Consider the following 20,261-nt stretch of genomic DNA (forward strand, 5'->3'; position numbering starts at 1 on the left):
ACGAAGCGATCCTGTAGGCCAACTTATCTGGACGCCTTGCGGGAACGAGCCATATGACGCCTCGCTTGCTCGTGAAAGCAGCGGATCAACCGGTGTGCTGGCGGATCCACTGCATTCGCGGACACGTCCGCTCCCACGGCCTGCGGCCAGAATCAAAAGCAGGCGAGACTCAAAAATCCTTGCACAGCCGCAAGCCGTCATAGATCGCCGCATGGGTATTGCGTTGCGCCACACAGTCGCCGATACGAAACAGCAGGTAACCGTCACCGGGCTGGCTCAACGAAGGCTGTGGCTGAATGGCGAACAATGCGTCGATATCAATCTGACCCTTGTTGCGTGAGCCTTCCTTGAGCGCGTAATAAATCGCTTCGTCCGGGCGCACGCCGTTTTCCACCACCACCTGATCCACCACACGTTCTTCCTTGGCGCCGGTGTATTCGTTTTCCAGTACGGCGACCAGCTTGTCGCCCTCGCGATAGACCTTTTCCAGCATCATGTCGCCGGTCATGATTACTTCTTTGGGGTACATGCTGCGGTAGTAGGTCGGGAACGAGGTGCCGCCAATGGCGACACCCGGCTTGATGTCATCGGTAACAATTTCGACCTGGCTGCCCTTGTCGGCCAGGAAGTCGGCCACCGACATGCCGGTGAACTCGCAGATGGTGTCGTAGACCAGCACGTTCTTGCCCGGCGCGACCTTGCCGTCCAGCACGTCCCAACTGCTGACCACCAGCCCCTCTGCCGCGCCCCAGTGTTCGTTCTGCTCCAGAAACGGATGACCGCCCACCGCCAGCACCACGATGTCCGGGCGCAAGTCGAGGATGGTGGCCGCATCGGCCGCAGTGCCCAGCCGCAGATCGACGTTCAGGCGCGCCAGTTCCAGCTGGAACCAGCGCGTGATGCCGGCGATCTGGTCACGCTGCGGTGCCTTCGACGCGGTAGTGATCTGCCCGCCGATAAACGCCTTCTTTTCGAACAGCGTCACGTCGTGGCCTCGCTCGGCAGACACCCGCGCCGCTTCCATCCCGGCAGGGCCGGCACCGACCACCACCACCTTGCGTTTCGGCCCGGCGGATTTTTCGATGATGTGCGGCACGCCCATGTATTCGCGGGACGTGGCGGCGTTCTGGATGCACAGCACATCCAGCCCTTGATACTGACGGTCGATGCAGTAGTTGGCGCCGACGCACTGTTTGATCTGATCGATCTGACCCATCTTGATCTTGGCGATCAGGTGCGGGTCGGCGATGTGTGCGCGGGTCATGCCGACCATGTCGACGTAGCCGCCTTCCAGAATCCGCGTTGCCTGGTTCGGGTCCTTGATGTTCTGCGCATGCAGGACCGGCGACTTGACCACTTCCTTGATGCCGGCCGCCAGATGCAGAAACGGCTCCGGTGGATAACTCATGTTCGGGATGACGTTGGCCAGGGTGTTGTGGGTGTCACAGCCCGAACCCACCACACCGAGGAAGTCGATCATGCCGGTGTCGTCGTAATACTTGGCAATCTGCTTCATGTCCTCGTGGCTCAGGCCGTCGGGATGAAACTCGTCACCGCAGATGCGCAGCCCCACACAAAAGTCAGGTCCGACTTCCTTGCGCACCGCCTTGATGACCTCCAGACCGAAGCGCATGCGGTTTTCGAAACTGCCGCCCCACTCATCGGTACGCTTGTTGACCCGCGGGCTCCAGAACTGGTCGATCATGTGCTGATGCACCGCCGACAGCTCGACCCCGTCCAGCCCGCCGGCCTTGGCGCGCGCCGCCGCGCTGGCGTAGTTACCGATCACACGCCAGATTTCCTCTGGCTCGATGGTCTTGCAGGTCGCCCGGTGGACCGGTTCGCGAATGCCCGACGGCGACATCAGCGTCGGCCAGTGATCACCGTCCCAGCGCGAGCGTCGGCCCATGTGGGTAATCTGGATCATGATCTTGGCGCCGTGCTTGTGCATGGCGTCGGCGAGGTTCTGAAAGTGCGGGATAATCCGGTCGGTCGCCAGGTTGACCGACTTCCACCAGCCTTGCGGGCTGTCGATGGCCACACTGGACGAGCCGCCGCAGATGGCCAGACCGATGCCGCCCTTGGCCTTCTCTTCGTAATACTTCACGTAACGGTCAGTGGTCATGCCGCCGTCGGTGGCATACACCTCGGCGTGCGCGGTGCTGAGCACGCGGTTGCGGATCGTCAGTTTGCCAATCTGGATCGGCTGGAACATCGCTTCAAAAGCCATAACGCGATCCTCGACTTACAGCGGCTTGACGACAAACAGTCCGTCGTCGTGACCTTCTTCGGAGCCGCCGTAAACCTGCTCGGCGACGGTACGGATCGAGCTGCCGCTGGCGGCGAGTATCTGGTCCATCGCACCGGCAAACCAGCCGGTGAACATGTAGTCGACCTTGCGCCCGACCTTGCCGTAGACGTACACGAAGCAGGAATGCTCAAGCTTGATGCTGGCGGTGCCTTTTTCGATATCGATGTCCTGAATCTTGAACAGCCCCCACCCACGCTGGGACAGACGCTTCATGTAGTGTTCGAACACCGCAACGCCCTCCAGGCCGTGGCATTCGGCTTCTTTTTCACACCAGTGCCAAGCGGATTTGTAACCCGCCTTGTAGAGAATGTCGGCGTAGGCGTCAGCGCCCAGCACTTCCTCGATCCCCATGTGGTTGTTGACGAAAAAGTGCCGAGGCACGTAGAGCATCGGCAACGCATCGGAGGTCCAGACGCCAGTTTCGCTGTCGACTTCGATGGGCAGTTGCGGGGCGATTTTAGCCATGGGGGTCAAACTCCAGATGATTCGGGTTACGCCCACCGCTGTCAGGGCTGCGGGCGTTCAATTCGATAAGGTAGGGCTGGCGGGCTACTCGCCCCAGACATCAGCCAGAACGTTGACCCAGTTCTCACCCATGATCTTGCGCACCACGCGCTCGGAATGGCCGCGCTTGAGCAAGGTTTCGGTCAGGTTGGGAAACTCGCCCACGGTACGGATACCCAGTGGGTTGATGATCTTGCCAAAGTTGGTCAGCCGGCGGGCGTAACCCTTGTCGTGGGTCAGGTATTCGAAGAAGTCCTGACCGTGGCCTTGGGTAAAATCGGTGCCGATACCGATGGCGTCTTCGCCGACGATGTTCATCACGTATTCGATGGCTTCGGCGTAGTCGTCGATGGTCGACTCGATGCCCTTGGCCAGAAACGGCGCGAACATGGTCACACCCACGAAGCCGCCGTGATCGGCAATGAACTTCAGTTCTGCGTCGGATTTGTTGCGCGGGTGTTCTTTGAGGCCGGACGGCAGGCAGTGGGAATAGCAGACCGGCTTTTTCGATTCGAGAATGACTTCTTCCGAGGTTTTCGACCCCACGTGAGACAGGTCGCACATCACCCCGACACGGTTCATTTCAGTGACGATTTCACGCCCGAAACCCGACAGCCCGCCGTCGCGTTCGTAACAGCCGGTGCCGACCAGGTTCTGGGTGTTGTAGCACATCTGCACGATGCCGACGCCGAGCTTCTTGAAGACCTCGACGTAACCGATCTGGTCTTCGTAGGCATGCGCGTTCTGAAAGCCGAACAGGATGCCGGTCTTGCCCAGCTCCTTGGCCTTGCGGATATCGGCGGTGGTCTGCACCGGCATGACCAGATCGCTGTTCTCGCGCATCAGTTTCTGGCTGGTGCAGATGCTGTTGATGGTGGCCTGAAAGCCTTCCCATACTGACACGGTGCAGTTGGCCATGGTCAGGCCGCCCTTGCGCATGTCTTCAAACAACTCGCGATTCCACTTGGCGATGATCAGCCCGTCAATAACGATGCTGTCGGCGTGCAGTTCGGCTGGGCTCATCAGGCTGTCCCCTTTTTTGGTTCCGGCGCACCGAATCGGCTGTCGGCGCTAATGAGGTCAGCATATGCCGGAGGGTCCTCTGAACCGGGTGCAAAAACGACAGGGGGTTTGCCGAAAGCGTCAAGAGGCGACATCACTTCATCGGGGGCTGTCGTAAACCTGTTCATTGTCTCGCGCTTGAGACAGAATCAGGCGTATCAATGGATCGGAGCGACTCGATGAAAACGTTTTTGCTGACCCTGGCCCTGACGGCGACGGCTGTGACAGGCGTACAGGCGGCTCAGAACCCTGATGCCTCGCCGTGCGACGGTGTTGAAGACGACAAGCAGACGCGGGATTGCTCGTTTTATAGCCGCACCACCGCTGAACAGTTGCTCAAGGAAAACTTCAACAACCTGCTCAAGCGCGTTCAATCCCAGTTTGTCGCCAACAAGACGCAGTTCAACGATTTTACGAGCAAACTCAAGACCGCTCAGCAAGCGTGGGAAAAGCTGCGTGACGCCGATTGCGCGGTTGAGGTATTCCCTTCTGCAGCAGGCAGCGAGGCGTTCACTATCAGTGAAAACGACTGCATCGCGCGCATGAGCGACGAGCGTTCGGAGTACCTGGAGTCGATTGCGCAGGAATAACGGCTACGATGAGATAACCTGTTTCTTTATATGAACAAGCTCATCAGGTTTTCTCATGATTATTTGCGGTGTAGAAATCAAAGGCAGTGAAGCCATCTTCGCCCTCGCCACCCGACAGGCCGGCGATACCGGGCATTTGCCGCTCGCCACGAAGAAGCTTGCGCTGGAGGACGATGACGAAGCCGGTAACGTCAAAGCCTTCGCCTCGCAGCTCGCCAGTTTCGTGCGCGAAAACGGCGTCAGCCATGTCGTCATCAAGAAACGCAGTAAAAAAGGTGAATTTGCGGGTGGCCCGACCACGTTCAAGATCGAAACCATCTTTCAGATGATGTCCGATTGCGAAGTGCTGCTGATCTCGCCGCAGACCATCAACGCGCAGAACAAGAAACACAACTTCGCCCTGCCCGACACGCTGAACAAATATCAGCACGAAGCGTACAAGGCGGCGTGTGCGGGGCTGATGAAAAGCGTTTAAACACCCCAAGAGCGAACGCAGAGCGTCGCAGGATAGCCGGGATTATCGTTCCGCACGCCCCAGCGCTTAGCGTTACACAAGTCTGCTTTTGATTCTGGCCGAAGGCCGTGGGAGCGAACTTGTTCGCGAAAGGGCTTGTAGAATCGCCGAAAATGCATCGACTGAAACATTGTCTTCGCGAACAAGTTCGCTCCCACGCCGAGTCGGGATTATCGTTCCGCTCGCCCCAGCGCTTAGCGTTACACAAGTCTGCTTTTGATTCTGGCCGAAGGCCGTGGGAGCGAACTTGTTCGCGAAAGGGCTCGTATAATCGCCGAAAATGCATCGACTGAAACATCGTCTTCGCGAACAAGTTCGCTCCCACGCCGGATGCAGAGCGTCGCAGGATAGCCGGGATTATCGCTCCGCACGCCCCAGCCCTTAACGTTACACAAGCCTGCTTTTGATTCTGGCCAAAGGCCCTTGGAGCGAACTTGTTCGCTCCCACGCCGGACGCAGAGCATCGCAGGATAGCCGGGGTTATCGTTCCGCACGCCACAGCGCTTAGCGTTACACAAGTCTGCTTTTGATTCTGGCCGAAGGCCGTGGGAGCGAACTTGTTCGCGAAAGGGCTCGTATAATCGCCGAAAATGCATCGACTGAAACATCGTCTTCGCGAACAAGTTCGCTCCCACGCCGGATGCAGAGCGTCGCAGGATAGCCGGATTATCGTTCCGCACGCCACAGCACTTAGCGTTACACAAGTCTGCTTTTGATTCTGGCCGAAGGCCGTGGGAGCGAACTTGTTCGCGAAAGGGCTCGTATAGTCGCCGAAAATGCATCGACTGAAACATCGTCTTCGCGAACAGTTTCGCTCCCACGCCCTTCGGGCAGAAGCATGGAGACAATCTGCCACACAACCACGTCTAACCCGACATAAAAAAACCCGCATTTCTGCGGGTTTTTTCAATGCTCAGTCAACTCAGTTGACCTTGGCATCCAGTTCGCCACGGGCGTAGCGTTCGAACATGGCGTCCAGAGAGATCGGTTTGATCTTCGAGGCGTTGCCAGCGGTGCCGAAGGCTTCGTAACGCGCGATGCACACGTCACGCATGGCCACAACCGTCTTGGCCAGGTACTTGCGCGGGTCAAACTCGCTTGGGTTCTTGGCCATGAATTCGCGGATGGCACCGGTAGACGCCAGGCGCAGGTCAGTGTCGATGTTGACCTTGCGCACGCCGTGCTTGATGCCTTCAACGATTTCTTCGACCGGCACGCCGTAGGTTTCTTTGATGTCGCCGCCGAACTCGTTGATGATCTTCAGCCATTCCTGTGGGACCGACGAAGAACCGTGCATCACCAGGTGAGTGTTCGGGATGCGCTTGTGGATCTCTTTGATCCGCTCGATCGCCAGGATGTCACCGGTAGGCGGCTTGGTGAACTTGTAAGCGCCGTGGCTGGTGCCGATGGCGATGGCCAGTGCGTCAACCTGGGTGCGCTTGACGAAGTCAGCCGCTTCTTCCGGGTCAGTCAGCATCTGGCTGTGATCCAGAACGCCTTCAGCGCCAACGCCGTCTTCTTCACCGGCCATACCGGTTTCCAGCGAACCCAGCACGCCCAGCTCACCTTCCACGGAAACGCCGCAAGCGTGAGCGAAGGCCACAACGCGGCGGGTCACGTCGACGTTGTAATCGTAATCAGCTGGCGACTTGCCATCTTCGCGCAGCGAGCCGTCCATCATCACCGAGCTGAAGCCCAATTGAATCGAGCGCTGGCAGATGTCCGGGCTGGTGCCGTGGTCCTGGTGCATGACCACCGGGATGTGCGGGAATTCTTCGATGGCCGCGAGGATCAAGTGACGCAGAAACGGAGCACCGGCGTATTTGCGGGCACCCGCCGAAGCCTGAACGATCACCGGGGAGTCGGTCTTGTCGGCCGCTTCCATAATGGCGCGCATCTGTTCCAGGTTATTTACGTTGAAAGCTGGAACGCCATAGCCGAATTCGGCTGCGTGGTCCAACATCTGGCGCATGCTGATAAGTGCCATTGTCTGTCTCTCTCCCGGTAGGGTCGTTATCGTGCAAGCCTGCCGTAGTGGCGGCTGCTATTCAAGTTATAAGCATCGGCCATGAAGGCCATGCGTGTGATCCGAGTTATCTGGCCTTGCAGCCGCGACCGATCAGATCGTTGGTAGCGTCCCAGTAGACCAGGCCTTCGCTACCCTTGTTGACGAATGCCAACACGTTGTTGCTGTAAAGCGTTCCGCTGGCAGCGCCGGGTTCAGCCTTGAGCCTGAAGACCTGATCGCTCTGATTCAGACGGACATCGACTTCCTTTTGTGACGAGTCGATGTAGCGCCAGTGAACCTCTGCGTTGCTGTCGCAAACCCAGCGATTCCATGGATCATTCTGCTGCGGGGTGCCCATGCTCGAACAACCGCCGAGCGCTGCCAAAGCCACAAGGGCAAACAAGCCTTTCATCACGTCTCCTGCCTGCCCTGCCGAACCGGAATATCAGGGGCAGTTCTGTTCCTGTTTACTGTCGTCGGCCGGTTCACCCGTAACGTGCGCCTCGACCCGTTGAGTATTCTCGGTCGTAGGCACATTCACAGGGGCCGGGCTGAATAGTTGGCATGTCTTGGCGTGCGAGCCAGAACCGGTACAGCCAGCCAGTGCAACAACGCTTATCAGCGCCAGGGCAGCGATCTTCATGGTGAAACTCCTTCCTCGGAAAAAACATCCACTCAATAAAGACCGCTGAAGCCCGTCAATGTTGCCAGGCAGGTTTCAGGCCCCCGCTACAGGCAACCAATGTTGCCTGTGGCTCTGGGCATGAATTCATACCGATCCCACACTTCCTGACCGCCACGCTTATAGATCACCGGCACTGTCTCGGCCTGCCAGCCCGCCTGATAACAGCTCAACTGGAGCGGCTGGGTCGGGGAGTCACCCTCCACTTCTTCCGCCACTGGTTTGCCTGCGCAACCGGCCAGCAAACCTGCAACAAGAAACCACGGTAACGCCCTGACCATTGACCACTCCTTGTCCAAGGGCATTATTCAGGCCTTGGCACGTTGTTCGAGCATTTCAACCGCAGGCAGAACCTTGCCTTCCACGAATTCGAGGAACGCGCCGCCACCGGTCGAGATATAGGAAATCTGTTCGGCCACACCGTACTTGTCGATAGCCGCCAGCGTGTCACCCCCACCGGCAATGGAGAACGCCTTGCTTTCGGCAATGGCCTTGGCCAGCGTCTTGGTGCCTTCGCCAAACTGGTCGAATTCAAACACGCCGACCGGACCGTTCCACAGGATAGTCCCCGAAGATTTCAACAATTCGGCAAAGTGCGCAGCCGTCTGCGGGCCGATGTCCAGAATCATGTCGTCATCAGCAACGTCGGCAATCAGTTTGACGGTCGCAGTGGCGCTTTCAGCGAATTCCTTGGCAACCACGACATCGGTCGGCAAAGGCACGCTGACCTTGGCGGCGATGGCGCGAGCGGTGTCGAGCAGATCAGGCTCGTACAGCGATTTGCCCACCTTGTGACCGGCCGCAGCCAGAAAGGTATTGGCAATGCCGCCGCCGACAATCAACTGATCGCAGATCGCGCTCAGGCTGTTGAGTACGTCAAGCTTGGTGGACACCTTGGAGCCAGCCACGATGGCGGCCATCGGTTGTGCCGGCGCACCCAGAGCCTTGCCCAGCGCGTCCAGTTCGGCGGCCAGCAATGGGCCTGCCGCTGCCACCTTGGCGAACTTTGCCACGCCGTGGGTCGAACCCTCTGCGCGGTGAGCGGTGCCGAAAGCGTCCATCACGAACACATCGCACAGCGCCGCGTACTTTTGCGCCAGCTCGTCGGCGTTCTTTTTCTCGCCCTTGTTGAAGCGAACGTTCTCGAACAACACGACATCACCAGGCTTGACGTCAACGCCGTCCAGATAATCAGCCACCAGCGGAACGTCACGACCCAGTGCCTTGCTCAGGTAGTCAGCCACCGGTTTAAGGCTGTTTTCAGCAGAAAACTCACCCTCGGTCGGACGACCCAGGTGCGAGCAGACCATGACCGCAGCACCTTTTTCCAGGGCCAGCCTGATGGTCGGCAGCGATGCAAGGATACGTGCGTCACTGCTGACAACGCCGTCCTTGACCGGGACATTGAGGTCTTCGCGGATCAGTACACGTTTACCCTGCAGATCGAGGTCGGTCATCTTCAACACGGTCATGAGCATTCCTGTTTTTACTGTTATTGGTCAGCGACGCGCAGAAAATGATCAGCGACGTCGAGCATTCGGTTTGCAAAACCCCACTCGTTATCGAACCAGGCCAGCACATTGACAAGCCTCGGGCCGGAAACGCGGGTCTGACTCGCATCGACAATGGCCGAATGCGGGTCATGGTTGAAATCGCAGCTGGCGTGCGGCAGCTCAGTGTAAGCCAGCAAGCCTTTGAGCGGGCCGAGAGTGGCGGCCTCACGCAAAAGACGGTTGATCTCCACGGCGTCCGTGTCGCGCGACATCTGCAGCGTCATGTCCAGACACGACACATTGACGGTCGGCACACGAACAGCTTTGGCCTGAATTCGGCCGGCAAGTTCCGGAAGCAGCCGTTCGATTCCTCGGGCCAGACCGGTGGACACCGGAATGATCGACTGGAAAGCCGAGCGGGTGCGGCGCAGATCCTCATGGTGATAAGCGTCGATCACCGGCTGATCATTCATCGCCGAGTGAATCGTGGTGATGGTGATGTATTCAAGACCAATGGCCTGATCCAGCAACCGCAACAGCGGCACGCTGCAGTTGGTGGTGCAGGACGCCGCCGACACCAGCAACTCGCGCCCGGTCAGCCTGTGCTGGTTGATGCCGAACACCACGGTGGCGTCGACATCGCGCTCACTGGCCATCGGCTGGGAAAACAGCACACGCGGCGCACCGGCGTTCAGAAAACGCTGGCCGTCTTCCCGGGTGTTGTAGACACCTGAACACTCCAGCACCAGATCGACTTCCAGACCGGCCCAGTCGACACCTTCCGGCGTCGGGCTGCGCGAGACCCTGATGCGGTGATCATTGATGTGCAGGTATTGCCCTTCGACTCGCACCTCGCCAGGAAACCGGCCGTGGGTAGAGTCAAAGCGCGTGAGGTATTCGAGGCTGGCCATGTCGGCCAGATCGTTAATGGCAACCACTTCAAACCCGGCCTTCGCCCCCCGCTCGCACAGCGCACGAACAACGCAACGACCGATACGACCGTAGCCGTTCAGAGCAACTTTATAAGGGCGGGGCTGAGACATGGAGTTTTCGCCAAGGGATGGATCAGATTGCGTAAAGCTCGATAGGTATGGTGATGAATATGTGGGAGCGGACTTGTCCGCGAATGGAGCACTGCGGAATATATGATTCACCGCAATGCCCTCTTCGCGGACAAGTCCGCTCCTACAACATCAGTATCAAGCAGCTGATCAGTCTTCCAGCAGCTCTTCAGCAATGCTCAGGACGTTTTCCAGCGTGAAACCGAACTCTTCGAACAGGGCAGGCGCCGGGGCCGACTCGCCGAAGGTGGTCATGCCGATCACGCGACCTTCCAGGCCGACGTATTTGTACCAGTAGTCCGCATGAGCGGCCTCGATAGCGATACGCGCGCTGACCTGAAGTGGCAGAACGGATTGCTTGTAGCCCGCATCCTGGGCTTCGAAGACGCTGGTGCAGGGCATGGAAACGACACGGACGTTGCGACCCTGAGCGGTCAGCTTGTCGTACGCCTCGACGGCCAGACCGACTTCCGAACCGGTAGCGATCAGGATCAGTTCGGGCTCTGCAGCGCAATCGCGCAACACGTAACCACCACGGGTGATTGCATCCAGTTGCTGCTCGTCACGCGCCTGATGGGTCAGGTTCTGGCGGGAGAAGATCAGCGCCGAAGGACCGTCGTTGCGCTCAAGCGCGTATTTCCAGGCCACCGCCGACTCGACGGCATCTGCCGGGCGCCAGGTGTCCAGATTCGGCGTGGTGCGCAGGCTGGTCAATTGCTCGATCGGCTGGTGCGTCGGGCCGTCTTCGCCCAGACCGATGGAGTCGTGGGTGAACACATAGATCACACGCTTCTTCATCAGCGAGGCCATACGCACCGCGTTGCGCGCGTATTCCATGAAGATCAGGAAGGTTGCGCCGTACGGCACGAAACCACCGTGCAGAGCGATACCGTTCATCATGGCGGCCATGCCGAACTCGCGAACGCCGTAATGCAGGTAGTTGCCGTTAGGGTCTTCGCCGGTGATGCTCTTGCAGCCTTTCCAGATGGTCAGGTTGGAACCTGCCAGGTCAGCCGAACCGCCCAGAATTTCAGGCAGCAACGGGCCGAGTGCGCTCAAGGCATTCTGACTGGCTTTGCGGCTGGCGATGGTTTCGCCCTTGGCGTTGACTTCTGCCACATAGGCCTTCGATTTTTCAGCGAAGTCCGCTGGCAGCTGACCGCTCATGCGACGGATGAAATCGTTGGCCAGCTCCGGAAACGCGGCAGAGTACGCAGCAAAACGCTGGTCCCACTCAGCTTCGACCGCCAGGCCTTTTTCCTTCGCATCCCATTCGGCGTAGATATCAGCCGGAATCTCGAAAGGACCGTGGTTCCATTTCAGTGCCGTACGGGTCAGGGCGATTTCGTCGGCACCCAGCGGCGCACCGTGGGACTCTTCCTTGCCCTGCTTGTTCGGCGAACCGAAACCGATAGTGGTCTTGCAGCAGATCAGGGTGGGCTGATCGCTCTTGCGAGCCGTGTCGATGGCCGTTTTGATTTCTTCCGGGTCGTGACCGTCGACATTGCGGATCACCAGCCAGCCGTAGGCTTCAAAGCGCTTCGGCGTGTCATCGGTGAACCAGCCCTCGACTTCGCCGTCGATGGAAATGCCGTTGTCGTCGTAGAACGCAATCAGCTTGCCCAGTTGCAGCGTACCGGCCAGGGACGCGACTTCGTGGGAAATGCCTTCCATCATGCAGCCATCACCCATGAACACGTAAGTATTGTGATCAACAATGGTGTGGCCTGGACGGTTGAACTGTGCAGCGAGGGTTTTCTCGGCAGCGGCAAAGCCGACGGCGTTGGCAAAACCCTGACCCAGCGGACCAGTGGTGGTTTCGACGCCTGGGGTGTAACCGAATTCCGGGTGGCCCGGAGTACGGCTGTGCAACTGACGGAAATTCTTCAGGTCGTCGATGGACAGGTCGTAGCCGGTCAGGTGCAGCAGCGAATAGACCAGCATCGAGCCATGACCGTTGGACATGATGAAGCGGTCACGGTCAGCGAACGAAGGGTTCTTCGGGTTGTGCTTCAGGTAATCACGCCACAGTACCTCGGCGATATCCGCCATGCCCATCGGGGCACCCGGATGGCCGCTGTTGGCTTTTTGCACGGCATCCATGCTTAGGGCACGAATAGCATTGGCACGCTCACGACGGCTTGGCATCGCTGATCTCCTGGGGATTGAGAAATAGGACTGAGAAAATAAAGAGGGCCATTTTCCCTCACGGACAGGCCGGGGGCAATCACAGATAATCGACCATAGGCTTTTTTCCTGTGTAACGGACATTATTTAGCCTGTAAAGACTGGATCACCTGCACGCACGACAAGTTCATGAAGGTTGACCAGCGTCACTCGCCGGCAATATCAAAACTTTTTGATATTGCCCTTGCAGGGTCAGGAATCGCTCTCTAGACTGCGATGCCTATGAACCTGCGCGTACCTGCCATTCGCCATGATGCATGCGACGACCTCTCTGCTCTGTGCAAGGCCGGCGGCGATCCTTTACGGCTGAATGTATTGCGCGCACTGACCAACGATTCATTCGGCGTGCTCGAACTGGCGCAGATTTTCGCGATTGGCCAGTCAGGCATGAGCCATCACCTGAAGGTCCTGGCGCAGGCTGATCTGGTGGCAACGCGGCGGGAAGGCAACGCGATTTTCTATCGCCGCGCCCTGCCCCATACCGCGCTACCGGGTGGCAGGCTGCACGCGGCATTGCTTGATGAGGTCGATACGCTGGACCTGCCCGATGACGTTCAGGGGCGTATCGGCCTGGTCCATCGGCAACGCGCACTGGCCAGCCAGGATTTCTTTGCCCGGACCGCCGAAAAATTTCGCGCCCAGCAGGACCTGATCGCCGGCCTTGCACAGTACAGCGAAAGCCTGCTGACGCTGCTCGACAAACTGAGCTTCGGCGCGCAGGCGACCGCCCTGGAAGTAGGCCCCGGTGACGGCGGCTTCCTGCCGGAACTGGCACGGCGCTTCGGGCAGGTCATTGCGATGGACAACAGCCCGGTCATGCTGGACATGGCACGTGGCGTCTGCGAGCGTCGCGCGCTGGCTAACGTTGAGCTGAGACTGGCCGATGCACTGACCGGCAGTAAAGTCAGCGCCGATTGCGTCGTACTCAACATGGTGCTGCATCATTTTGCGGCACCGGCCGAAGCCTTGAGGCAATTGGCTGAACATGTAAAACCCGGCGGTAGCTTGCTGGTAACAGAATTGTGTAGTCATGACCAGAGCTGGGCCAGGGAGGCCTGTGGCGATCTCTGGTTAGGTTTCGAGCAGGAAGACCTGGCCCATTGGGCCATCGCTGCGGGGCTAGTTCCCGGGGAAAGCCTTTATGTAGGCTTACGTAATGGTTTCCAGATCCAGGTTCGCCATTTTCAGCGACCGGCTGGCGACACTCACCATCGGTAAAATGAAGGAAACCCGTAGAGATGAGCGAATACTCACTTTTCACCTCCGAGTCCGTGTCCGAAGGGCATCCGGACAAGATCGCCGACCAGATTTCCGACGCGGTTCTGGACGCCATCATCGCTGAAGACAAATACGCCCGTGTAGCGTGCGAAACACTGGTCAAGACCGGTGTGGCAATCATCGCTGGCGAAGTGTCGACGTCGGCCTGGGTCGATCTGGAAGACATCGTGCGTAACGTCATCCTCGACATCGGCTACAACAGCTCCGACGTCGGCTTCGACGGCGCGACCTGCGGTGTGATGAACATCATCGGCAAGCAGTCGGTGGACATCGCCCAGGGCGTTGACCGCAGCAAGCCTGAAGATCAGGGTGCTGGCGACCAGGGCCTGATGTTCGGCTACGCCAGCAACGAAACCGACGTGCTGATGCCAGCGCCGATCACCTTCTCTCACCAGTTGGTGCAGCGTCAGGCTGAAGCCCGCAAATCCGGCCTGCTGCCGTGGTTGCGCCCGGATGCAAAATCCCAGGTCACGTGCCGCTATGAAAACGGCAAAGTGGTCGGCGTCGACGCCATCGTGCTGTCGACCCAGCACAACCCGGATGTGTCCTATAAAGACCTGCGCGAAGGCGTGATGGAGCTGATCGTCAAGCACGTCATCCCTGCGCACCTGCTGCACAAAGACACCCAGTTCCACATCAACCCGACCGGCAACTTCATCATCGGCGGCCCGGTGGGCGACTGTGGCCTGACCGGCCGCAAGATCATCGTGGACACCTACGGCGGCATGGCCCGTCACGGTGGCGGTGCATTCTCCGGCAAGGATCCCTCGAAGGTTGACCGTTCGGCGGCCTACGCCGGTCGTTACGTGGCCAAGAATATCGTGGCGGCCGGTCTGGCCGAGCGTTGCGAAATTCAGGTGTCCTACGCCATTGGCGTCGCTCAGCCGACGTCGATCTCGCTGAACACTTTCGGCACCGGCAAGCTGTCCGACGACAAGATCATCAAACTGGTCCGTGACAACTTCGACCTGCGTCCTTACGCCATCACCACCATGCTCGACCTGCTGCACCCGATGTACCAGGCCACTGCGGCCTACGGCCACTTCGGCCGTACCCCGGTCGAAATGACCGTTGGCGATGACACCTTCACCGCCTTCACCTGGGAAAAAACCGACCGCGCCGACGCCCTGCGCGCTGCTGCCGGCCTGTAACCCCCCAGAAAGAAGCCCCGGACGACCTGGTCGTTCGGGGCTTTTTTTTGCCATCTATCGTGCCGATGCCGGAGCGTACGGAACGATAATCTCAACTATCGTGCCGACGCTCCGCGTCCGGTCTTGAGTGTGCGGCGCGGTTCGGAATTGTGACGCGGAGCGTCACGAACTGCATTCCGACGCCGGAGCGTGCGGAACGATAACCTCAACTATCGTGCCGACGCTCCGCGTCCGGTCTTGAGTGTGCGGCGCGGTTCGGAATTGTGACGCGGAGCGTCACGAACTGCATTCCGACGCCGGAGCGTGCGGAACGATAACCTCAACTATCGTGCCGACGCTCCGCGTCCGGTCTTGAGTGTGCGGCGCGGTTCGGAATTGTGACGCGGAGCGTCACGAACTGCATTCCGATGCCGGAGCGTACGGAACGATAACCTCAACTATCGTGCCGACGCTCCGCGTCGGCATGCCTTTCTGGACGCTCTGCGTCCGATCTGGAGCCGGCGGCGCAGGGCTCTGGCAAAACCCGGTAACCAGGCCATCCTTCTACACGCATCGCCAGCGGCTAGCCTCATCGGGCCAATCCCTAAAGCAAGGATGCTTCGATGCTGCCCACCGTTCGCCTGATGTCTTGCGCCCTTCTGTTTCTTCTCCCCGGCCTCGGCCATGCCGCCCCCTGCCCTGACTGGTCTGCGACCAAAGCAACCAGCGAAATAAATGCCCTGCAACAGAGAATCGCCGTGTGGGACGACAGCTACCACCGGCAAGGCATTTCGCAAATCCCTGACGAGCTTTACGATCAGGCGCGACAAAAACTCAGCGCATGGCGTTCGTGCTTTGCAGTGTCGACGCCTGAAGCCAGCCCGTTAAAGACAGCGGCTGGCACGGTGGCACATCCCGTTCCGCACACAGGCGTTAACAAACTGGCGGACGAAAGCAGCGTCAAAGCCTGGCTCAAAGGACGCACCGACCTCTGGATTCAACCCAAGATCGATGGTGTTGCCATCACGCTGGTCTATGACGAAGGCCGGCTCGTGCAGGCGATCAGTCGTGGTGACGGGCTCAAAGGCCAGGACTGGACGTCTCAGGCTCGGCTGATCAAGGCGATCCCTCAGCAGGTGCCCCAGCCTGAGCGCCTGATTCTGCAAGGCGAACTGTACTGGCGACTGACCGATCATGTGCAGGCGGCGGCCGGCAGCGTCAACGCCCGCAGCAAGGTCGCAGGCCTGCTGGCACGGCAGACGATTACCCCGCAACAGGCCGACGCCATCGGCCTGTTCGTTTGGGACTGGCCGACCGGCCCCAGTGAAATGAATCAACGGCTCAAGGGGCTGCAAGCCTTGGGTTTCAACGACAGCGTGGCTTATACGCAGCCGCTGGAAAATTTCACGCAGGCTGCCCAGTGGCGCAAGCACTGGTATCGCAACCCGCTGCCGTTCGCCACCGACGGTGTGAACATGCGCCAGGGGCAGCGTCCGTCTGCACAGCGCTGGCAGGCCAATGCGCCTTACTGGATTGCGGCATGGAAACACCCCTACGCCCAGGCCCTGGCCGAAGTGCGCAAGGTCAACTTCAATATCGGTCGCAGCGGCAGGATCACCCCGGTACTGGAATTGACGCCGGTACGGCTCGACGACCGCACTGTCAGCCGCATCAGCGCAGGCTCACTGCAACGCTGGCAAACGCTGGATATAAGGCCCGGCGATCAGATAGCCGTGAGTCTCGCCGGCCTGACAATTCCACGGCTCGATGGCGTAGTCTCCCGCGCCGCCGAACGGGCAGAAATGACCATCCCGCAAGCCAGTGATTTTCATGAACTGAGCTGCTGGCAAGCCACCCCCGGCTGCGAAAGCCAGTTTCGCGCCAGGCTGATATGGCTCAGCGGCAAGAAGGGTCTGGCGTTACCCGGCGTGGGTCCGGGTGTCTGGGACAAGCTTGTTGAACACGGCCGAATCTCGGGCTTGCTCGATTGGATGACGCTGAATCATGCTGAGCTTGCTAACATTCCCGGTTTCGCCGAACGCAGTAGCGCTAAACTGCTCGCCAGCCTGCAAACAGCCCGCGAAAGGCCGTTTCAGGCATGGCTCAAGGCCATCGGCGTGCCGCCGACAGGGAACGCGAAACTGCCGGATAACTGGGACGATCTGGCGGCACGCAGTGTCGAACAATGGCAGGCAGAGCCGGGTATAGGCCCCGGCCGCGCAGCGACACTCAAGGCATTTTTTCAGGACCCTCAGGTACACGCCCTGAGCCAGCAATTAAAGGCACAGGGTATTTCAGGTTTTTAAGTAGCGGACTTTCATTTTTTCGTCCGGGCATCGTCATCTTCAAACGGAGTTCATATGAAGTTTTTATCACCACTGATCCTTTTCACCAGTTGCACGCTGCTGACGACCACACTGTTGGCTGACGAACAGGCACCACCGCCTTCCGAGTGTCTGGTCAAAAGTCAGGAAATCAGCAGCAAGATTCAGGACGCCAAGACCGAGGGCAACAAGGCCGAGCAGACCGGACTGGAGAAAGCGCTGGTCGAGGTCAATGCCAACTGCACGGAAACCTCGCTGCTCAAACAGCGCGAGCAAAAGGTGCTGGACGCCAAACGCGAAGTCAGCCGCCGTCAGAACGACCTGAACAAGGCCATGGACAAGGGTGATCCGGAGAAGATCAACAAACGCAAAGACAAGCTTGCCGAGTCCCGCAAGGAACTGCAGGAAGCACAGACCGATCTGGAAAAAGTACAGCCGGACGACTGATAAATACGCTTGCGACACTGCCCGTCATGGGCAGCGTCGCAACCGGGCATTCAGGCCGCTGCCGGAAAGGCCGAGACGCCGAACAGCGCGACGATCAGGCCCATGCCGACCAGCCACACCAGCGAACGCAGGGCGGCCAGGTCGGCCAGATAGAAAATGATGTACAGCAGACGACTGGTGATGAACAGCACCGCCAGCACGTCGATGGTCACCAGCTGCGCATTGCCGGCAATGTGCGCAATGATCACTGCCGCAGCGAACGCCGGAGTCACTTCAAAACTGTTGAGCTGAGCCGCGTGAGCCCGACGAGGGAACCCCTCGAGCTTGTCGAGAAAGGCGCGCGGGTCATGATTGTGTCCGCTGCCGAATTTGCCGCTGCCGAACTTGGCAATGCCGGCACATAGAATCGGCAGCAATATCGCGACCAGCACGCACCAGAAAGCAACTGTCATACGTCCATCCTTATCGTTTTGGCTTCATCAGAAGCATTCGGGCAAAGCCCGCTCACAGACTATGAGCCGGGCGGTCCGCGAAAGGTTCTTGAAGAACGACCACCACCTGACGCATTTACACCAGTTTAGGAAAGATCAGGCTGAACGTGGTGAATTTTTCCGGCTCGCTCTGCACCGTTACCTGCCCCTCATGCAGGCTCATGATCGAGCGCACAATCGCCAGCCCAAGCCCCGTGCCGCCCTGCTGCCGTGCGCGGCTGACGTGTACCCGGTAGAAACGGTCGAACAGGCGTGGCAGGTGTTCGGCATCGATGCCATCGCCCGCATTGCGCACCGCAAGCACGACCTCATCTTTCAGGGCAGTGAGCTTGACCGTGATGACGCTGCCGGGCAGGCCGTGGCGGATGGCGTTGGACAACAGGTTCGAAATCGCTCGCTGAATCATCAGCCTGTCACCCATCGCTTTCGCGCTGCCCTGAACCTGCAAGGTGATCTCGCGCTCTTCAGCCGAGGACGAAAACAGTTCGGCGACCTTGTCTGCCTCTTCCCGGAGATCAATGACCTCGACCGGCAGCGGCGCAGCCGGCTGACTCACGCTGGCCAGAAACAGCATCTGGCTGATCATGCGCGACATGCGCTCCAGTTCTTCGGTGCAGGATTCCAGCGCCTGCTTGTACTCTTCGGAAGGACGGGGCCTGGACAGCGTGACCTGCGCCTTGCCCATCAGGTTGTTCATGGGCGAACGCAACTCGTGCGCCAGGTCGTCCGAAAACTGCGCCAGTTGCTGCACATCGCCATCCAGCCGGTGAAGCATGAAGTTCACCGCATGGGCCAGATCCCGCAGCTCGTCAGGCAAGCCCTTGACCTTCATGCGGTGGGACAGGTCGCGGGCCGAAATCAGCGCGGTCACTTTGCGAAACGCATTCAATGGCCTGAGGCCACGACGCACTGTCCACCAGACACCGAAGCCGATCAGCAGCAGAATCACCGGCAGCATCAGGAACGTCGACGTCATGTAGGCATGCAGCAATTCGGTGTCGCTTTCCCGGTCTATCGACAGCCTGATCAGAATGTCCTGATCCGTCCTCAGGCGTATCTTCTTGTAGCCCAGCAAAATCTTGTGACCCTTCGCCGAGGTCAACTCCTGGAAGCCCTGCGGCGGAACGTCGGCCTCCAGGACCGGCAGATTCCGTCCTTCCTCGTTACCGACACTCATCAACTGCTGACGAGGGGTGCCCGCGTCGAGGATGGTCAGCGCGAAGCTGTCGTGCCCGACGATCTGGTCGCGCAGCGTGTGGGGGTACTGAACGATGTCCTCGACGGCCAGAAAACCTTCGCTCAGGCCGTGTTCGATCTGCGCGAACTTCTCTTTCAGCGCATCTTCGGCACGCAGGTCCAACTGATGGGAAATGGCCGCGTACGCGAACGTCTCCATCACCAGCACCAGAAACGCGATCAACGCCGTCACCGTCAACCCCAGGCGCGTCGAGAGACGGGTCGGCGTCATTCGCGCACTTCCAGCACGTAACCGACGCCGCGCAGGGTGTGAATCAACTTGGTCTCGAACGGATCATCGATCTTCGCGCGCAGGCGCCGGATCGACACTTCCACCACGTTGGTGTCGCAATCGAAGTTCATGTCCCAGACCAGCGAAATGATCTGCGTACGCGACATGACCTCGCCACTGTGGCGCATTAACAGGTGCAGCAGCGCGAACTCCTTGGTGGTCAGGTCAATGCGCTGCTTGCCGCGAAACGCCCGATGCCGCCCCTGGTCCAGTTCCAGATCACCGACCTGCAACACCTTGGCGGTCGTGGTCTGCTCGCTGCGGCGCATCAGGGTGCGAACCCGCGCCAGCAGCTCGGGAAACTCGAATGGCTTGACCAGATAATCGTCAGCGCCCATTTCCAGCCCTTTGACTTTCTCCTCCAGGCGACCGCGTGCGGTGACCATCATGATGCGCGTGTTGACGGTTTTCCTCAGGCGGCTCAGCACTTCCCAGCCATCCATCTCGGGCAGGTTCACGTCCAGAATGACCACGTCATAAGCCTGATGCTGCGCAAGGTAAAGCCCGTCAAGGCCAGTGGCGGCGATATCGACGACATAGCCACTTTCGGTCAGACCCTGATGCATGTACTCGGCAGTTTTCGGCTCGTCCTCTACGACAAGGATTCGCATAATCAGGCTTCCTGTTTGATGAACGGATAATGACGATGCC

Annotated in this window: 19 protein-coding genes; 6 read left to right on the forward strand and 13 right to left on the reverse strand. The window is 59.2% G+C overall.

Going from position 1 to position 20,261, the window contains the following annotated elements; genetic code table 11:
• Window positions 1-169: 169 nt before the first annotated feature.
• The 3 genes from dgcA to BW686_RS14685 form a co-directional block, all read right to left on the reverse strand.
• Window positions 170-2,230, reverse strand: a complete 2,061-nt coding sequence (gene dgcA / locus BW686_RS14675) for a dimethylglycine demethylation protein DgcA (RefSeq protein ID WP_084917967.1) — start codon at window positions 2,228-2,230, stop codon at window positions 170-172.
• A gap of 15 nt (window positions 2,231-2,245) precedes the next feature.
• Window positions 2,246-2,776, reverse strand: a complete 531-nt coding sequence (locus BW686_RS14680) for a DUF5943 domain-containing protein (protein ID WP_084917969.1) — start codon at window positions 2,774-2,776, stop codon at window positions 2,246-2,248.
• 84 nt (window positions 2,777-2,860) lie between these two features.
• Window positions 2,861-3,838 (reverse strand): dipeptidase, encoded by a 978-nt coding sequence (locus BW686_RS14685; RefSeq protein WP_084917971.1) that lies wholly within the window; start codon window positions 3,836-3,838, stop codon window positions 2,861-2,863.
• 218 nt (window positions 3,839-4,056) lie between these two features.
• Between BW686_RS14685 and BW686_RS14690 the strand changes: the two genes are divergently transcribed.
• A complete protein-coding gene (locus BW686_RS14690; RefSeq protein WP_084918090.1) occupies window positions 4,057-4,467 on the forward strand; it encodes a lysozyme inhibitor LprI family protein in 411 nt (136 codons plus the stop codon).
• Between the two features lie 55 nt (window positions 4,468-4,522).
• Complete coding sequence (locus BW686_RS14695; RefSeq protein WP_084917974.1) at window positions 4,523-4,942, forward strand: DUF3010 family protein; 420 nt, start codon at window positions 4,523-4,525, stop codon at window positions 4,940-4,942.
• A 961-nt stretch (window positions 4,943-5,903) separates the two neighbouring features.
• Here BW686_RS14695 and fba read toward each other — a convergent pair.
• From fba to tkt, 7 genes are all read right to left on the reverse strand, one after another.
• Window positions 5,904-6,968: a class II fructose-bisphosphate aldolase gene (fba, locus tag BW686_RS14700; RefSeq protein WP_084917977.1), complete on the reverse strand. Its 1,065-nt coding sequence runs from the start codon at window positions 6,966-6,968 to the stop codon at window positions 5,904-5,906.
• 106 nt (window positions 6,969-7,074) lie between these two features.
• Complete coding sequence (locus tag BW686_RS14705) at window positions 7,075-7,401, reverse strand: MliC family protein (RefSeq protein ID WP_084917979.1); 327 nt, start codon at window positions 7,399-7,401, stop codon at window positions 7,075-7,077.
• A 33-nt stretch (window positions 7,402-7,434) separates the two neighbouring features.
• Window positions 7,435-7,632 carry a hypothetical protein gene (locus BW686_RS14710; RefSeq protein ID WP_084917982.1) on the reverse strand — a complete coding sequence of 66 codons (198 nt, stop codon included), beginning with the start codon at window positions 7,630-7,632 and terminating at the stop codon, window positions 7,435-7,437.
• A gap of 86 nt (window positions 7,633-7,718) precedes the next feature.
• Complete coding sequence (locus BW686_RS14715; RefSeq protein ID WP_084917985.1) at window positions 7,719-7,952, reverse strand: hypothetical protein; 234 nt, start codon at window positions 7,950-7,952, stop codon at window positions 7,719-7,721.
• A 27-nt stretch (window positions 7,953-7,979) separates the two neighbouring features.
• Window positions 7,980-9,143, reverse strand: coding sequence for a phosphoglycerate kinase (locus tag BW686_RS14720; protein ID WP_084917988.1), 1,164 nt, complete (start codon window positions 9,141-9,143; stop codon window positions 7,980-7,982).
• A 20-nt stretch (window positions 9,144-9,163) separates the two neighbouring features.
• Window positions 9,164-10,207 carry an erythrose-4-phosphate dehydrogenase gene (epd, locus tag BW686_RS14725; RefSeq protein WP_084917990.1) on the reverse strand — a complete coding sequence of 348 codons (1,044 nt, stop codon included), beginning with the start codon at window positions 10,205-10,207 and terminating at the stop codon, window positions 9,164-9,166.
• A 168-nt stretch (window positions 10,208-10,375) separates the two neighbouring features.
• Window positions 10,376-12,373 carry a transketolase gene (tkt, locus tag BW686_RS14730; RefSeq protein ID WP_084917993.1) on the reverse strand — a complete coding sequence of 666 codons (1,998 nt, stop codon included), beginning with the start codon at window positions 12,371-12,373 and terminating at the stop codon, window positions 10,376-10,378.
• A gap of 261 nt (window positions 12,374-12,634) precedes the next feature.
• Here tkt and BW686_RS14735 point away from each other — a divergent pair, with 261 nt between their 5' ends.
• The 4 genes from BW686_RS14735 (at window position 12,635) to BW686_RS14760 (ending at window position 17,591) form a co-directional block, all read left to right on the forward strand.
• Window positions 12,635-13,630, forward strand: a complete 996-nt coding sequence (locus BW686_RS14735; RefSeq protein ID WP_084917995.1) for an ArsR/SmtB family transcription factor — start codon at window positions 12,635-12,637, stop codon at window positions 13,628-13,630.
• Between the two features lie 20 nt (window positions 13,631-13,650).
• Window positions 13,651-14,841, forward strand: a complete 1,191-nt coding sequence (metK, locus tag BW686_RS14740) for a methionine adenosyltransferase (protein ID WP_002555698.1) — start codon at window positions 13,651-13,653, stop codon at window positions 14,839-14,841.
• Window positions 14,842-15,443: 602 nt separating this feature from the next.
• On the forward strand, window positions 15,444-17,126 hold the full coding sequence (gene ligB / locus BW686_RS14755) for an NAD-dependent DNA ligase LigB (RefSeq protein WP_084918000.1): 1,683 nt from the start codon (window positions 15,444-15,446) through the stop codon (window positions 17,124-17,126).
• A 54-nt stretch (window positions 17,127-17,180) separates the two neighbouring features.
• Window positions 17,181-17,591, forward strand: a complete 411-nt coding sequence (locus BW686_RS14760) for a DUF1090 domain-containing protein (protein WP_084918003.1) — start codon at window positions 17,181-17,183, stop codon at window positions 17,589-17,591.
• Between the two features lie 50 nt (window positions 17,592-17,641).
• Here the strand turns inward: BW686_RS14760 and BW686_RS14765 are convergent, their stop codons facing one another.
• The 3 genes from BW686_RS14765 to BW686_RS14775 all read right to left on the reverse strand — a co-directional run bounded on the left by BW686_RS14765 (window position 17,642) and on the right by BW686_RS14775 (window position 20,221).
• A complete protein-coding gene (locus BW686_RS14765) occupies window positions 17,642-18,043 on the reverse strand; it encodes an MAPEG family protein (RefSeq protein WP_084918005.1) in 402 nt (133 codons plus the stop codon).
• Window positions 18,044-18,158: 115 nt separating this feature from the next.
• A complete protein-coding gene (locus tag BW686_RS14770; RefSeq protein ID WP_084918007.1) occupies window positions 18,159-19,550 on the reverse strand; it encodes a heavy metal sensor histidine kinase in 1,392 nt (463 codons plus the stop codon).
• Window positions 19,547-20,221: a heavy metal response regulator transcription factor gene (locus BW686_RS14775; RefSeq protein ID WP_003382360.1), complete on the reverse strand. Its 675-nt coding sequence runs from the start codon at window positions 20,219-20,221 to the stop codon at window positions 19,547-19,549. The genes BW686_RS14770 and BW686_RS14775 overlap by 4 nt, the downstream gene beginning before the upstream one ends.
• Window positions 20,222-20,261 lie beyond the last annotated feature (40 nt).

Source organism: Pseudomonas syringae (assembly GCF_002157375.1).
Classification (GTDB): domain Bacteria; phylum Pseudomonadota; class Gammaproteobacteria; order Pseudomonadales; family Pseudomonadaceae; genus Aquipseudomonas; species Aquipseudomonas syringae_T.

Bases quoted from the DNA above. Each gene is read 5' to 3' on its own strand.
- BW686_RS14715 (WP_084917985.1), bottom strand. From the start codon at position 7,952: ATGGTCAGGGCGTTACCGTGGTTTCTTGTTGCAGGTTTGCTGGCCGGT.
- fba (WP_084917977.1), bottom strand. From the start codon at position 6,968: ATGGCACTTATCAGCATGCGCCAGATGTTGGACCACGCAGCCGAATTC.
- BW686_RS14690 (WP_084918090.1), top strand. From the start codon at position 4,057: ATGAAAACGTTTTTGCTGACCCTGGCCCTGACGGCGACGGCTGTGACA.
- BW686_RS14720 (WP_084917988.1), bottom strand. From the start codon at position 9,143: ATGACCGTGTTGAAGATGACCGACCTCGATCTGCAGGGTAAACGTGTA.
- BW686_RS14770 (WP_084918007.1), bottom strand. From the start codon at position 19,550: ATGACGCCGACCCGTCTCTCGACGCGCCTGGGGTTGACGGTGACGGCG.
- BW686_RS14705 (WP_084917979.1), bottom strand. From the start codon at position 7,401: ATGAAAGGCTTGTTTGCCCTTGTGGCTTTGGCAGCGCTCGGCGGTTGT.
- BW686_RS14765 (WP_084918005.1), bottom strand. From the start codon at position 18,043: ATGACAGTTGCTTTCTGGTGCGTGCTGGTCGCGATATTGCTGCCGATT.
- ligB (WP_084918000.1), top strand. From the start codon at position 15,444: ATGCTGCCCACCGTTCGCCTGATGTCTTGCGCCCTTCTGTTTCTTCTC.
- BW686_RS14735 (WP_084917995.1), top strand. From the start codon at position 12,635: ATGAACCTGCGCGTACCTGCCATTCGCCATGATGCATGCGACGACCTC.
- BW686_RS14680 (WP_084917969.1), bottom strand. From the start codon at position 2,776: ATGGCTAAAATCGCCCCGCAACTGCCCATCGAAGTCGACAGCGAAACT.
- BW686_RS14685 (WP_084917971.1), bottom strand. From the start codon at position 3,838: ATGAGCCCAGCCGAACTGCACGCCGACAGCATCGTTATTGACGGGCTG.
- BW686_RS14775 (WP_003382360.1), bottom strand. From the start codon at position 20,221: ATGCGAATCCTTGTCGTAGAGGACGAGCCGAAAACTGCCGAGTACATG.
- tkt (WP_084917993.1), bottom strand. From the start codon at position 12,373: ATGCCAAGCCGTCGTGAGCGTGCCAATGCTATTCGTGCCCTAAGCATG.
- dgcA (WP_084917967.1), bottom strand. From the start codon at position 2,230: ATGGCTTTTGAAGCGATGTTCCAGCCGATCCAGATTGGCAAACTGACG.
- BW686_RS14710 (WP_084917982.1), bottom strand. From the start codon at position 7,632: ATGAAGATCGCTGCCCTGGCGCTGATAAGCGTTGTTGCACTGGCTGGC.
- BW686_RS14760 (WP_084918003.1), top strand. From the start codon at position 17,181: ATGAAGTTTTTATCACCACTGATCCTTTTCACCAGTTGCACGCTGCTG.
- BW686_RS14695 (WP_084917974.1), top strand. From the start codon at position 4,523: ATGATTATTTGCGGTGTAGAAATCAAAGGCAGTGAAGCCATCTTCGCC.
- metK (WP_002555698.1), top strand. From the start codon at position 13,651: ATGAGCGAATACTCACTTTTCACCTCCGAGTCCGTGTCCGAAGGGCAT.
- epd (WP_084917990.1), bottom strand. From the start codon at position 10,207: ATGTCTCAGCCCCGCCCTTATAAAGTTGCTCTGAACGGCTACGGTCGT.